The 13039-nt window shown below is 69.6% G+C and carries 15 protein-coding genes and 2 pseudogenes; 10 read left to right on the top strand and 7 right to left on the bottom strand.

Annotated elements, in window-relative coordinates:
- Window positions 1-69 precede the first annotated feature (69 nt).
- Window positions 70-390 (top strand): annotated as a pseudogene (locus ACH4ZX_RS25680) (DUF2165 family protein); the annotation flags it as partial.
- On the opposite strand, the gene ACH4ZX_RS25675 reads toward ACH4ZX_RS25680, so the two are convergent.
- The 6 genes and pseudogenes from ACH4ZX_RS25675 to ACH4ZX_RS25650 all read right to left on the bottom strand — a co-directional run bounded on the left by ACH4ZX_RS25675 (window position 374) and on the right by ACH4ZX_RS25650 (window position 5628).
- Entirely contained in the window at window positions 374-937 is a 564-nt protein-coding gene (locus ACH4ZX_RS25675; protein ID WP_398277062.1) for a hypothetical protein, read from the bottom strand. The pseudogene ACH4ZX_RS25680 and the gene ACH4ZX_RS25675 overlap by 17 nt on opposite strands.
- Window positions 938-1017: 80 nt before the next feature.
- Window positions 1018-3606, bottom strand: coding sequence for a bifunctional FO biosynthesis protein CofGH (locus ACH4ZX_RS25670; protein WP_398277059.1), 2589 nt, complete (start codon window positions 3604-3606; stop codon window positions 1018-1020).
- A gap of 59 nt (window positions 3607-3665) precedes the next feature.
- Window positions 3666-4511, bottom strand: coding sequence for an LLM class F420-dependent oxidoreductase (locus tag ACH4ZX_RS25665; RefSeq protein WP_398277056.1), 846 nt, complete (start codon window positions 4509-4511; stop codon window positions 3666-3668).
- A gap of 73 nt (window positions 4512-4584) precedes the next feature.
- On the bottom strand, window positions 4585-4866 hold the full coding sequence (locus ACH4ZX_RS25660) for a hypothetical protein (protein ID WP_398277054.1): 282 nt from the start codon (window positions 4864-4866) through the stop codon (window positions 4585-4587).
- The gene (locus ACH4ZX_RS25655) at window positions 4863-5138 is read right to left on the bottom strand and encodes a hypothetical protein (protein ID WP_398277051.1); all 276 of its coding nucleotides are present in this window, start codon (window positions 5136-5138) and stop codon (window positions 4863-4865) included. Before ACH4ZX_RS25655 ends, ACH4ZX_RS25660 begins: the two co-directional genes overlap by 4 nt.
- 50 nt (window positions 5139-5188) lie before the next feature.
- Window positions 5189-5628 (bottom strand): annotated as a pseudogene (locus ACH4ZX_RS25650) (ATP-binding protein).
- A 201-nt stretch (window positions 5629-5829) separates the two neighbouring features.
- Between ACH4ZX_RS25650 and ACH4ZX_RS25645 the strand changes: the two are divergent.
- Window positions 5830-6684 carry a Scr1 family TA system antitoxin-like transcriptional regulator gene (locus ACH4ZX_RS25645; RefSeq protein WP_398277048.1) on the top strand — a complete coding sequence of 285 codons (855 nt, stop codon included), beginning with the start codon at window positions 5830-5832 and terminating at the stop codon, window positions 6682-6684.
- A gap of 10 nt (window positions 6685-6694) precedes the next feature.
- Window positions 6695-6898, top strand: coding sequence for a DUF397 domain-containing protein (locus tag ACH4ZX_RS25640; RefSeq protein ID WP_398277045.1), 204 nt, complete (start codon window positions 6695-6697; stop codon window positions 6896-6898).
- Here ACH4ZX_RS25640 and ACH4ZX_RS25635 read toward each other — a convergent pair.
- Window positions 6885-7700, bottom strand: a complete 816-nt coding sequence (locus tag ACH4ZX_RS25635) for an endonuclease/exonuclease/phosphatase family protein (RefSeq protein WP_398277042.1) — start codon at window positions 7698-7700, stop codon at window positions 6885-6887. The two genes, ACH4ZX_RS25640 and ACH4ZX_RS25635, sit on opposite strands and share 14 nt — an antisense overlap.
- A gap of 112 nt (window positions 7701-7812) precedes the next feature.
- Between ACH4ZX_RS25635 and ACH4ZX_RS25630 the strand changes: the two genes are divergently transcribed.
- The 7 genes from ACH4ZX_RS25630 (at window position 7813) to ACH4ZX_RS25600 (ending at window position 13029) form a co-directional block, all read left to right on the top strand.
- Window positions 7813-8202 carry a nitroreductase/quinone reductase family protein gene (locus tag ACH4ZX_RS25630; protein WP_398277039.1) on the top strand — a complete coding sequence of 130 codons (390 nt, stop codon included), beginning with the start codon at window positions 7813-7815 and terminating at the stop codon, window positions 8200-8202.
- A 267-nt stretch (window positions 8203-8469) separates the two neighbouring features.
- Window positions 8470-8901, top strand: a complete 432-nt coding sequence (locus tag ACH4ZX_RS25625; protein ID WP_398277036.1) for a DUF4240 domain-containing protein — start codon at window positions 8470-8472, stop codon at window positions 8899-8901.
- Window positions 8902-9378: 477 nt separating this feature from the next.
- Window positions 9379-10074: a DUF4433 domain-containing protein gene (locus ACH4ZX_RS25620; protein WP_398277033.1), complete on the top strand. Its 696-nt coding sequence runs from the start codon at window positions 9379-9381 to the stop codon at window positions 10072-10074.
- 37 nt (window positions 10075-10111) lie between these two features.
- Window positions 10112-11173, top strand: coding sequence for a macro domain-containing protein (locus ACH4ZX_RS25615; RefSeq protein ID WP_398277030.1), 1062 nt, complete (start codon window positions 10112-10114; stop codon window positions 11171-11173).
- 437 nt (window positions 11174-11610) lie between these two features.
- Window positions 11611-12018: a tyrosine-type recombinase/integrase gene (locus ACH4ZX_RS25610; protein WP_398277169.1), complete on the top strand. Its 408-nt coding sequence runs from the start codon at window positions 11611-11613 to the stop codon at window positions 12016-12018.
- Between the two features lie 290 nt (window positions 12019-12308).
- Entirely contained in the window at window positions 12309-12668 is a 360-nt protein-coding gene (locus tag ACH4ZX_RS25605) for a type II toxin-antitoxin system RelE/ParE family toxin (RefSeq protein ID WP_398277027.1), read from the top strand.
- A gap of 10 nt (window positions 12669-12678) precedes the next feature.
- A complete protein-coding gene (locus ACH4ZX_RS25600; protein ID WP_398277024.1) occupies window positions 12679-13029 on the top strand; it encodes a helix-turn-helix domain-containing protein in 351 nt (116 codons plus the stop codon).
- Window positions 13030-13039: the final 10 nt, after the last annotated feature.

The raw sequence follows: 13039 nt of genomic DNA, 5'->3' as shown, positions 1-13039 counted from the left end.
TCCGGCTCTCCATGACGATGTCGCGTCCGGTCACCGTAAGGGCCCTGCCGGAGGGGAGCCAGCGAATAATCCCCGCGGGTCCAGGACGCCGTGTACGTCGCGATCATCGTGTGGGAGACCGCCGCCGCGCTGGTCCTGATCGCCGGTACGTGGTTCTGGGCGCGCCGGGACCACGACCGCGGGCGGCGGATCTCCACCTACGGTCTGCTGATGCTGATGCTGCTGTTCGGCGCCGGGTTCGTCGCGGTCGGCGGGGAGTGGTTCGCGATGTGGCAGTCGGAGGACCGGAACGGGCTGACGGCCGCGACGCGGGTGCTCCTGATCAGCGGGGTCGTGCTGCTGGTGATCCAGCTGCCGCCCGGCGGCCGGGAGGCTACTCGACGACCGTGACCTTGGTGCCCGCCGAGCCGAACGTCCACAGGGCCGCGCCGTCCGCCGTGCGCATCCGGATGCCGCCGGTCTGCGCGCCCGACGCGGGCGGCGGCGAGGAGCCGTCCACCGCGTTGGAGAAGGCGATGTTGACGCCGGACTGCACGGCGAAGTACACGATGTGCTCGATCTTCACGCCGTCCGAGCCGGTGATGACGCCCCGGGTGCGCACGCCGACCGTGTAACTGCCGGGAGCGGGGCTCACCGTGCCGGGCCACACCGCGAACGTGCGGCGCGGCGCGTCGCTCGCGTCGACCAGCCAGACCCGCTTGTCGCCGAGGGAGTAGACGATCCGGCGGCCGGTGCCGGAGCCGTCCGGCACCGCGGCCGGCGCCGCGGAGGCGGTGGGCTTGGCGGTGGCGTGCGCCCTGGCCGACGCCGAGGCGGCCGGCCGTGCGTCCGCCGCGGCCGACGGATGCGCGCCGCGGTCCGCCTGTACGGTCAGGGCGGCGACCACGGCTATCGCTCCCACCGTCAGACCGGTCACCCAGACCTTCGGGGCTGGCACGGGCACGCATCTCCTCAGCTACGGATCCCCCCTCGCACGAGGGTCGGATCATCGTACCGGCCCCTTCGGTGCCCGCTGTCTCAGTCCAGCACCGGCAGCAGCTCGGGCAGGTGGCCGTCCGAGGCGGCGGCCGCCCGCTGCCGTTCCTCGGGGACCTCGCCGTACAGCGTGGTGCGGGGGCGGGCCGGACGGCCCGCCGCCTCGGCGACCGCGATCAGGTCCCGCACCGACTTGTAGGAGCCGTAGGACGAGCCCGCCATGCGCGAGATGGTCTCCTCCATCAGGGTGCCGCCCAGGTCGTTCGCGCCGGAGCGGAGCATCTCCGCCGCGCCCTCGGCGCCGAGCTTCACCCAGCTGGTCTGGATGTTGGGGATCCAGGGGTGGAGCAGGAGGCGGGCCATGGCGGTGACCGCGCGGTTGTCGCGCGTCGACGGGCCGGGGCGGGCGATGCCCGCCAGGTACACCGGCGCGTTGGTGTGGATGAAGGGGAGCGTCACGAACTCCGTGAAGCCGCCGGTGCGCTGCTGGATGCCGGCCAGGGTGCGCAGGTGGCCGAGCCAGTGCCGCGGCTGGTCCACGTGCCCGTACATCATCGTCGAGGACGAGCGGATGCCCAGCTCGTGCGCCGTGGTGATCACCTCGATCCAGGTCGCCGTCGGCAGCTTGCCCTTGGTGAGCACCCAGCGGACCTCGTCGTCGAGGATCTCCGCCGCGGTGCCGGGGATCGAGCCGAGGCCGGCCTCCTTCGCGGCCGTGAGCCACTCGCGGATCGACAGGCCCGTCCGGGTGGCGCCGTTGACGACCTCCATCGGGGAGAAGGCGTGCACGTGCATGCCCGGGACCCGTTCCTTGACCGCCTTCGCGATGTCGAAGTACGCGGTGCCCGGCAGGTCCGGGTGGATGCCGCCCTGCATGCAGACCTCCACCGCGCCCACCTCCCACGCCTGCTGCGCCCGGTCCGCGACCTGCTGGAGGGAGAGCGTGTAGGCGTCGGCGTCCGTGCGGCGCTGCGCGAAGGCGCAGAAGCGGCAGCCGGTGTAGCAGACGTTGGTGAAGTTGATGTTGCGGGTGACGATGTACGTCACCTCGTCGCCGACCGCCGAGGCGCGCACGTCGTCCGCGACGCGGCACAGCGCGTCCAGCGCGGGACCGTCCGCGTGCAGCAGGGCGAGGGCCTCCGCGTCCGTGAGCTTCGTCGGGTCGTCGGCCGCCGTCGCCAGCGCCGCCCGCACGTCGGTGTCGATGCGCTCCGGCGCCATCCCGGGCGCGGCCGCCTCGCGCAGGGCGCCCCAGTCGCCGTACACCTCGTCGAAGTCCTCGCGGCGGTCGGCGGTGCGGCCCTCGGTGTCGATGGACGTGTGCAGGTCGGTGCGCCCGGAGGAGACGAAGGCCTCTTCCGGTTCCTGCCACGGCAGCCCCTCCGGGAGTGCCTCGGGCCGTGCCAGTCCCGTCTCCGGGTCGGCCAGCGCCCGCACGTGCGGGAGCAGCCGCGGGTCCAGCCAGGGCTCGCCGCGCCGCACGAACTCCGGGTAGACACACAGGCGCTCCCGCAGCTGGAATCCGGCCGCCTCGGAGCGCCGGGTCAGCTCCTCTATCCGCGGCCAGGGGCGTTCGGGGTTGACGTGGTCGATGGTGAGCGGGCTGACCCCGCCCCAGTCGTCGATGCCGGCGCCGATGAGGCGCTCGTACTCGTCGTCGACCAGGTTGGGCGGCGCCTGGAGGCAGGCCGCCGGGCCCATGATGTGCCGGGCCACGGCGACCGTGGCGACCAGTTCGTCCAGCTCGGCGTCGGGCATGCCGCGCATCGCGGTGTCCGGCTTGGCGCGGAAGTTCTGGATGATCAGTTCCTGGATGCCGTGGTAGGCGCGGGAGACCTTCCGCAGCGCGAACAGCGACTCGGCCCGCTCCTCGTACGTCTCGCCGATGCCGATCAGGACGCCGGAGGTGAAGGGGACGGACGAGCGGCCGGCGTCCTCCAGGACGCGCAGGCGCACGGCCGGTTCCTTGTCCGGGGAGCCGTGGTGGGGGCCGCCGGGCTCGGACCACAGGCGGGTCGCCGTGGTCTCCAGCATCATGCCCATGCTCGGCGCGACGGGCTTCAGGCGCTGGAGGTCGGTCCACGTCATCACGCCGGGGTTGAGGTGGGGCAGCAGGCCCGTCTCCTCCAGGATGCGGATGGAGATCGCGCGGACGTAGGCGATGGTGTCGTCGTAGCCGTGCGCGTCGAGCCACTCGCGCGCCTCGGGCCAGCGGTCCTCGGGCTTGTCGCCGAGCGTGATCAGGGCTTCCTTGCAGCCGAGGGCGGCGCCCTTGCGGGCGACGTCGAGGACCTCGTCCGGGGACATGAACATGCCGTGCCCGGCGCGCCGGAGCTTGCCGGGGACGGTGACGAAGGTGCAGTAGTGGCACTTGTCCCGGCACAGCCGGGTGAGGGGGACGAAGACGCTCTTCGAGTACGTGATGACGCCGGGGCGGCCCGCCGCCTCGAGGCCCGCGTCGCGGACCCGGGCGGCCGACGCGGCGAGGTCCTCGAGGGCCTCGCCGCGGGCCTGGAGCAGTACGGCCGCCTCGGAGACGTCGAGGGCGACGCCGTCGCGGGCGCGTTTGAGGGCGCGACGCATGGAGTTCTCGGTGGGGCCGGTTCCCGAGTTCGCCGCGGAAGTCGTCATCCTCCGAGCATACGGAGGCGCCTTCGCTGTTCAGCGGGGGCGGGGGCAGTACCCGTCGGTCACAAATGCGCCGCGTACCCGTCCAGCGCCCGGAGGACCTCCGCCTCCCCCGCCGGCGGCAGCTGCACCACGACCTCCTCGATGCCGAGGTCCGCGTAGTGCGCGAGCTTGCCCGGGGTGGGGTGGACGGCGTACGGGACGACCTGGAGGGCGGCCGGGTCGCGGCCGGCGTCGGCCCAGGCGGACCGCAGCGCGGGCAGCGACTCGGACAGGCCGCGCCCGCCGATGGGCAGCCACCCGTCGGCGTACTCGCAGATGTGCGCGAACAGCTTCGGGCCGGCCGCCCCGCCGACGAGCGTGCGCGGGCCGGTGACCGGGCCGCGCGGCTCCCGCACCGGCTTGGGGTACGCGAAGGAGGCCCGCACGCTGCCGAACTCCCCCTCGTAGGCGGTCGGTTCCGGCGCCCACAGGGCCCGCATCAGGGCCATCCGGTCGCGCACCAGCTCCCGCCGCGTGCGCCACTGCACCCCGTGGTCGGCGGCCTCCTCGACGTTCCAGCCGAAGCCGAGGCCGAGGGTGAACCGGCCGCCGGACAGGTGGTCCAGGGTCGCGATCTGCTTGGCCAGGCCGATGGGGTCGTGCTGGGCGACCAGCGTGATCCCGGTGCCCAGGCCGAGGCGCTCGGTCACCGCCGCCGCCTGGCCGAGGGCGACGAACGGGTCGAGGGTGCGCCCGTACTCGGGCGGCAGCTCGCCGCCCGCCGGGTAGGGGGTGGTCCGCTCGACGGGGATGTGGGTGTGCTCGGGCAGGTACAGCCCGGCGAAGCCGCGCCGTTCCAGCTCGCGGGCGAGCCGGACGGGGACGATGGTCTCGTCGGTGAGGAAGATCGTGACGGCGATGCGCATGCGGTATCTGTACCGGCGCGCGGCCCGGATGTCGATACCGACCGGTCGGCATCGGTGGGGCGCGGGTCCTGGCTCAGTCCACCACCTGTGGATCACGGAAGTAGTAGACGACCGTCACTCCCATGCCAGGCGTATGCGTGTACACGACCGTGATGGCCTCGGCCGAGTCACGGGCGAGGGGTGTGGTGTACGTGTATTCCACGGACGGTGGCCGCCAGCCCGGGACCTCGCGTCCCACCGCCGGATCACCGCTGATCGTCGCGAGCGCGTCCCGGACGACGTCCCGTTCCCCCTCCGTCAGGTCGCCGAACGCCTTCCTGGCAGGCTCGGCCTCCTCCAACGGGACTCCGTTCACGCGCCGCCCGCTTTGGCTCGCGCGTCTTCCAGAGCGGTCATGATCTCGGGCGAGTTCCTGATCAGGACCCGGTGCCGGTAGGACCGGACCACCGCTGCGGCGCCCGCGAAGTCGTTGGCCGAGGCGGCTCCTATGGCAGCCGCCAGCTCCTCCTCGAACCGCTCCCGGTCACCGGGAAAGCCATAGCGGCTGAGCGCACTGCGCAGGTCGTCCACGGTCCGGATCTCGGGCAGCGGCATCGCTCCCCAGCCGTGTTCGGGCTGTGCGCTCATGATCAGCTCCTGACGAACGGGCATCGCTCCGCCTCCCAGTATGGCCCTGGTCACCACGCCGCCGTCCCGGCTCCGCACTCGGCCCACAGCAGCTTGCCGGCGCTCGATGCGTCCGGCCTGCGGAGCACCGTCGCGCCCCACGTGTCCGCGCAGGCCCGCACCAGGGGCAGGCCGCGACCGTGCTCGGCCTCCGGTGCGGGTAGTGGGCGCCCGCGTTCGAAAAGCCGGGCGGGACGCGGGGGTCGGTGTCCCAGACGGCCACGCGGAGACGACCGGGCTCGGCGCAGCGGAGCCGGAGGGCGTAGGGGCCCTTGGTGTGGCAGTGGGAGTTGGCCAGCAGTTCCGCTGCCACCAGCTCGGCGGTGGGGGTGAGTTCGGGCATCTCGTGCGCGGCCAGAATCAGTCTGAGCGCACCCCGCGCGATTCCCGGTGCGCGCGGATCGTGCGGAAGATGCAGGGTGTAGTTCCAGGACGGGGATACGGTGGCCAACGGAATTCTCCGGTCTCTGAGGGGAGTTGAACGGGTGCCTGGTGTCTCTGCCGCGGCGTCCCGCGGTGCGCTTCCGGGCGGGGCGCCTGAGAACGAAGATAGGGGTCTCGCAAAGCTGCTTTGCGAGAATTCGAAGGATCTCGGCGCCATCTCCCTCGTACGGGTGACAAGCTCGCCGTACGCCCGACAAGGGGAGGATTCATGACGCCGAGGCCCGCGCCGACGGCCCGACGCGCCCGGCTCGGCACCGAGCTGCGCAAACTCCGCGAACGGGCCGGGCTAACCTCCACCGAGGCCGCACAGATGCTCGGCACCAGCTCGGGTCAACTCAGCAACGTGGAGTCGGCCAGGTTCGGGGTGAGTCCCGACCGTGTCCGGGCGATGGCACACATCTACTGGTGCACGAACCAGCCCTACATCGAGGCCCTGGCGGACATGGCCGGGGAGAAGGCACGTGGCTGGTGGTGGGACACCTACCGCGAGGTGCTCCCGTCGGGTCTCCTCACTCTCGCCGAGCTGGAGCACCACGCGACAGCCGTCCGTACGGCCTTCACCGCCCACATCCCCGGCATGCTCCAGACCGCCGAGCACGCCCGGGAGATCTTCAGCCAGGCGATCCCCGCTCCCACCCCGCCCGAGGTGGAGCACCGCGTCTCACACCGGATCAAGCGCCAGGACTTCGTGTTCCGGGAGAACCCGAACCCGTACAGCACGGTCATCCACGAAGCCGCCCTGCACATGCGGGTCGGCGGCCGGCGGGTGGCACGTGACCAGCTTCAGCACCTGCTCGACATGAGCGAACGGGACCACATCACCCTTCGCGTACTGCCCTTCGACGTCGGGGCGTTCCCCGGGTCGGGTCAGTCCATCAACTACCTGTGCGGCCCCGTACCGCCGCTGGACACCGTGCAGTTGGACCAGTTCCACGGCCCGGTGCTGCTGGATGCCGAGGCCCATCTGGAGAAGTACCGACGCCTCCTCGACGTCGTCGAGGACATCGCCCTCAGCCCGGAGAAGTCCCGGGACCTGATCCATTCCATCGCCCAGAACCTGTGAAGGAGCCGAGATGCCCACGTACTCCTGGCAGAAGTCGTCCTACTGCCAAGAGGGAGAGGCGTGCGTCCACATATCCGCCACCCCGGCTGCCATACACCTCACCGACCGCGCCACCCCGCCCCGGCCCGTCCTCACCACCAGCCCCGCCGCCTTCGCCGCGCTGCTCCGGGCGGTGAAGACCCACGCTCCCCTGATACCCGTCACCGGGCGGTGACGTCGGCGACGACCGCCGCGTGATCGGAGGGCCAGACGCCGTCGACCGGGCCGTGGCCGGCCCGCCGCGCGTGGCGTACGGCGCCGATGCCGTCGGGGCCGACGGGCGCGCCGACGTGGACGTAGTCGATACGAATGCCGGGACCGGACTCGACGTACGGGTTGCCCGCGCCCCAGGTCGCGGAGGGGGCGGCGGGGTCGGCGTGGTCCCAGGCGTCGGTGAAGACCTGGCCGGGCACGGCGGGCGCGCTGCCGCGGCCGGTGAAGCGGCGGATCTCGGCGGAGTCGGGCGGGGCGTTGAAGTCGCCGGTGACGACGGGCGGGAAGCCGGTGCCGGCGCGGTGGTCGGCGACGAAGCGGGCGAGGGCGGTGACCTGTTCGCGGCGCACGGCGGAGGCGTCCCGGCCGGACGTCAGGTGCACGGTGAAGAAGGGCACCTCATGGCCGGGGGCGGCCAGCCGGGCGTGCAGGGCGAGCCGGCCGTCGTCGACCTCCTCGGGGGCCGGCAGCCGCAGCACCGCGCGCTCCACGACCGGCCAGCGGCTGAGCACCGCGTTGCCGACCTCCACGCCGGTCCGGCCGATGCGCCGCTGCCAGCGGTCGGAGGCGGGCGAGGCGGCCCAGGTCCAGTGCAGGCCGAGCTCACCGGCCAGCCACTCGGCGAGGTTCTCGCCGTCGGCGGCCCACACCTCCTGGAGTCCCACCACGTCCGGCCGCAGTTCCCGCAGCACCGTACGGATCGCCTTCCGCCGCTCCGCCCAGGGGCCGAAACGCCACCACAGGTTCCAGGTCACGACCCGCATGGGCGCACCGTCCCTCGTACAGGAACGTTCGCGATGCCGCGAACCGTTCGAGTCTTCGTCGAGAGACATTGAAGAACACCGTCGCCGCCGCATGAGAGGAGATCCGGAAACCATGCCCCGCGACGCCGAGACGAAGTACCGGACCGTCCGCGCCTTCCAGCGCAGGCTCAACGCCGTGATGCGCCGGATGCCGGGCCAGACCCTGCTGGAGACCACGGGCCGCGTCTCCGGCCTGCCGCGCCGCACCCCGGTCGGCGGACGCCGGGTCGGTGACGCGTTCTGGCTGGTGTCGGAGTTCGGGGAGCGGTCCCAGTACGTGCGCAACATCAAGGCCGACCCGCGGGTCCGGGTGCGCGTCCGGGGCCGCTGGCACACCGGCACGGCCCACCTCCTGCCCAACGACGACACCACCGCCCGCCTGCGCGCCCTGCCCCGGCTCAACAGCGCGGTGGTGCGCAGGGTCGGGGTGGGGCAGTTGACAGTGCGGGTTGATCTGGACTGATGAACAGCGGCAGCAGGAGAAGATTCCTGTGCTGCCCAGTTGTCGGAGTGGCTCCCGTACTGGCCCGACAACGTCATCAAGCCTCGGCGGAAGCCCAGCACCTTCGACAAGTACGAGGCACACGTCCGCACCCACCTCGTGCCCCCCTGGCATCGAGTCGTCGCACTTCATCTGCCACCCTCGCCTGGGGGGAGCTGAAACGCGGGTCGCCGGGAAGGCGCCAGACGCCGTCCCGCCGCTGTCACAGCCGTCCGCCATGCTCTGCGCATGAACGAGGACTCCTTCTGGCAGCTCATCGGCGCCTGCGCACCACCCATGCCCGACCCCGACGCCGAGCAACTGGCAGCCGCACTGACGAACCGTCTGGCTGCAGGGGGACTGGCAATGGTGATCGGGTTTGCCGAACGGCTGTCGTGGGCGCTCTATCGACTGGATCGGAAGAAGTACGGGCACGACCTGTCGAGCGATGCCTTCCTCTACACGCGGGCAGCCGTCGTGGCCGCCGGCCGTGAGACCTACGAAGCAGTGCTCCGCGATCCACAGCGCTTCGTCCCCTACGCCGCAGATCTCATCTGGGCAGAGAACCTGCTCTATGTGCCAGACGAGGCATACAGACGCATCACCGGTGAGGAGTGGGATCGCAGCACCCGCTACTCCTACGAGTCCTACTCGAACACTGCCGGATGGGCCGACGCGTAACCCCTGCAGCCTCAACTACTGCTGGAGAATGCGCGTCTCAGGAGTTCGATCACGCCTTGTTCTTGCCCAGGCAAGACTGACCCGGTCGGCCAGAAAGCGGCCACATGGGTACGCCCGTACGTGCTGCTGTCCGCTGTCGTTGATATCGGGTCTGTGCCCCAGCGTGACCCGTGCGGCGGCCCGCTCGACAGGTTCGCCGTCCGAGGGGGCGCCGTCTCGTGCGTCCGCCTCGCGGTGCCGACCCCCCGAGGCCGGGGCACGAAGCATCTCTGCAACCGCACTTGCCCTGGAGTGCGCACCAGATCCGAGGAGGGATCCGCGGCTGGTCCGCCTGGCCACTGAGCCGATCGATGTAGTCGCCCCGAGGTCACACCTGCGGGTCACGAAAGCAGTAGACGCCCGTCGCCCCCATGCCCGGACCTTTGCCGTTGCCGTCGCCGTCGCCGTCGCCGTCAAGTCCACTGCTGTGAGGCATGGTTGACGGGCAAGCAGCTGACGTCGGCAGTCGCATATGTGGTCTACTCGGCTCTTGTGACGAACGTTGGGGAACGACGGCTGTTCCACTTCACGCACGTGCGCAACCTGCGTGACATCCTCGCCGAGAAGCAGTTGGTCTCGGACACCGTCATGCAGAGCCGAGGGGGCGTGCTGAAGGAGTGCGGAGACAAGGCGGTCAAAGCCGAACGGCGGTCGCGACAGATCACTGTCCCGCCGTACGGCTGTCCAGCTGACTACGTCCCGTTCTACTTCGCCCCGCGCTCTCCCATGCTCTACGTGATCAACCGGGGCGGCGTGGACACCTACCAGGACGGGCAGCCTCCACTCGTCTACCTGGTCACGTCCGTCGACGGTGTCATGGAGTCCCACAGGCCCTACGTATTCAGCGACGGCAACTGTGCAAACGCGATCACCAGGCACTTCACCGACTTGAGCATGATGTCGAGCGTTGTCGACTGGGAGATCATGGCTGCGCGGTACTGGAACAACACGGCCGACGACGGAGATCGCATGCGCCGGCGCATGGCGGAGCTACTGGTGCATGAGTATCTGCCCGTGACTGCTGTGCATGAGGTGGCGACTTACGATCATGACCACGCTCAGCAAGTACGACACCTGCTGCGGGAGGCAGGGGCGGAGCTTCCGGTGACTGTCAGACCTGAGTGGTACTACTGACCTAGCGGTAACGAACGAGCCCCAAGGAAGGACAGCGATGATCACGCGCGGCACCGGCAACCTGCTTCTGGCAGATGTCGATGCCCTTGTTAACACGGTCAATACCGTGGGCGTCATGGGCAAGGGCATCGCCTTGCAGTTCAAGCGGGCCTATCCGGAGAACTTCAAGGACTACAAGGCGTCCTGCGATCGTGGCGACGTCATGGTCGGCCGGATGCACGTACACGAGGTCGAGCAGGTGGGCGGCCCAAGATTCATCGTCAACTTCCCGACGAAGCGCCACTGGCGCGCGCCGTCCCGTATCGAAGACATCGCCTCGGGACTGGTGGCACTGCGGGACGAAATCGTCGAGCGTGGGATCAAGTCCATCGCAGTACCACCCCTGGGTTGTGGAAATGGCGGACTTTCCTGGCGTGACGTCGAGCCAATGATCCTTCAAACTCTAGGGACTATTCCCGGGGTCGAAGTCCGCATTTACGAGCCATCTGGAGCGCCTAACGCTTCATCGATGCCGAACGCCACTCAGGCACCCGCAATGACGCGTGAACGCGCAGCTTTTCTCGCTGCGCTCGATCGGTTCATCAGAAGTGGAATTTCACGCGGCCTCGCTTTTGAACCACGCGTTTCACTCCTGGAAGCGCACAAAGTCGCCTACCTACTGCAGAAGCTTAACCTGACTCTGGGGCTTCAGTTCGAGAAGGGTACCTACGGCCCGTACTCGCAGCCTCTGGACAGGGCAGTCTCCGCGATGGAAGGTCACTTCGTCACGGGTTTCGGCGACGGCACCAGCGGAGCCCAGGCAGTTCTGGAGCTCAATAAGGACTCCGTCAACGAAGCTGAGCAGTTCTTGAAACAGTACCCAGAGTTCGAAGCAGTCGCGACCAGGTTCGCAACTCTGACAGCGGGTTTCGAAGACGCGTTCGGCATGGAGCTCTTGAGCACCGTTCTCTTCGCTGCGGAAGAACTGGTGACGCCTCCGCCAAGCCCCGAATCGGTAACGGCATGCATCAGGGCGTGGAATCACCGGAAAGAGCGCCTCTTCACGGAGACCCACGTCCAGACGGCGTGGCAACGCCTTTCCGAGGCCGGACTGGTGTAAAGGCTTGGGGCCTCCCGGGCACGGGCGCACGGCTGTGGATCCCGTTCAGCCCGGCCAGACGATCGTCTGGACCCCCCATGGGCATGCAGGGCGTAGGGGCCGACGTTGCGGCCTACGCCACCCTTCTTGAAGCCGCCGAAGGGGGCCTCCAGTGGCCGGGGGTGGCCAGCCGGGTGTGAAGCCGTGGAGCCGACCGCCCCAGCCACGGCGTACCCCTTCTGTGACTTCAGGTGGCTGATTGCTGTAGAGCGCGGCACGGGCGCCGGCCGGGCCGCGCGCGGCGAGCGGAGCGAGCCGCCTTGATGATGGAGAGAAGGTCTTATCCCACCGGGATGAGGTGCTTTGTCCGGTCCCGGTAGATGCTTGACGGTTCGGTCCCAGCTGATGGTTGACAGTGGCCGTGATCGGCTCTTCCCCTGTGCGCGTCGTTGCGGCGTGTGTGGGGAGGCCGGGTCGAGCTGCAGGACGGCTGGCTCTTCGACAAGGCGCCGAAATCCGCGGCCGGGGTTCGCTCCGTCTCCTTCCCGGCTGCACTCCTCGACTCGGTCACGCACCGCCTGGAGCACTTCGCCGCTCCCGGGCGCGACGGTCACGTCTTTGTTGGGCCGCAGGGCGCGGCAACTACGGCGGAGCAGCTTCCGGGACGACTGGGTCAGGGCACGGAAGGTGCGGGCGTCACGGCCGAGCTGCACTTCCACGATCTTCGGCACACGGGCAACACGCTGGCCTCGACCGCCGGGGCTGGCAAGCGCGAGCTGATGACCCGCATGGGCCACAGCAGCTCGCGCGCCGCGCTGATCTATCAGCCCGTAGTGGCACGTCTGTGGCAGCCCCTGAAACGCTGAAGGGCGAGCCTGAGAGGAAACCCCTCCTGAGCCGGCCCTTCTGTCTGTGCCCCGGCAGGGTTCGGACCTGCGACACCCGCTTCGGGAGTTCGGTCACCCCGGCGAAATGGCATGCTGCGGCGGTGGGTGCAGTGCCACGGCGAGTTGCGCGGAACTGTGGGTGCGCGCCGTCGTTGGTGTCAGGGGTGGGTGTCGGGCGGGCCGAGGAGCGATGTCCAGGGCACACGACCGACGCTTGCCGGGACTTAAGTAAATTCTTAAGGTTGGTGCTGGTGTCGAATGGAGTCGTCTTGAGTTGGGCGATCAAGGTCACCGATGAGTACGCGGAGTGGTTCAGGCTGCTGATCAAGGAGGATTTGAGCTCGGCCTCCCAGGTCGCACAGGCCGTGGCCGCTCTGCGCGAGGCAGGGCCGACCTTGGGGCGCCCCCTTGTGGACCGGCTGAAGGGTTCGGCATTGCATCATCTGAAGGAGCTGAGGCCGGGGTCGGGTGGACGCTCCGAAATCCGGATCATCTTCGCCTTCGATCCGGCTCGCTCGGCCCTGCTGCTCATCGGCGGTGACAAGGCCGGAAACTGGGAGCGCTGGTACCGCGACAACATTCCGCTGGCCGAGCAGCTCTACCACGATTACACCAGCGACGAGGACTAAGGGAGTGGTCATGGCCAAGAAGGCTGCGCAGAACTGGGAGTCCCTGGAGCAGGAGTTGTACGCGGCCGGTGTGGAGCCTGCCGAGGTGGAAGCGGGGTCTCGCCGGTTTCTCGCCGAGGCCCGTGGCCACCAGCTCGCCGAGGCGCGCAAACAGTCGGGGCTGACCCAGGCGGATGTGGCGTCCCTGATGGGGGTGAGCGTCGCCCGGGTCTCTCAGATCGAACACGGCGAGGGTGCCACCCTGGACGTCATCGCCCGCTACGTGGAGGCACTCGGCGGGAGACTGGATCTGGTCGCGGACTTCGGCGACCACACCCTGCGCATGCCGGCCAGCGGTAATCAGGGCAACGCGGCGGCGTAGTCGTCGGGCG

Origin of the sequence: Streptomyces sp. NPDC020490, assembly GCF_044335305.1 — a bacterium.
Classification (GTDB): Bacteria; Actinomycetota; Actinomycetes; order Streptomycetales; family Streptomycetaceae; genus Streptomyces.
The sequence above is the reverse complement of the archived record's forward strand: the minus strand, read 5'-3'. Positions and strand labels throughout refer to the sequence as shown.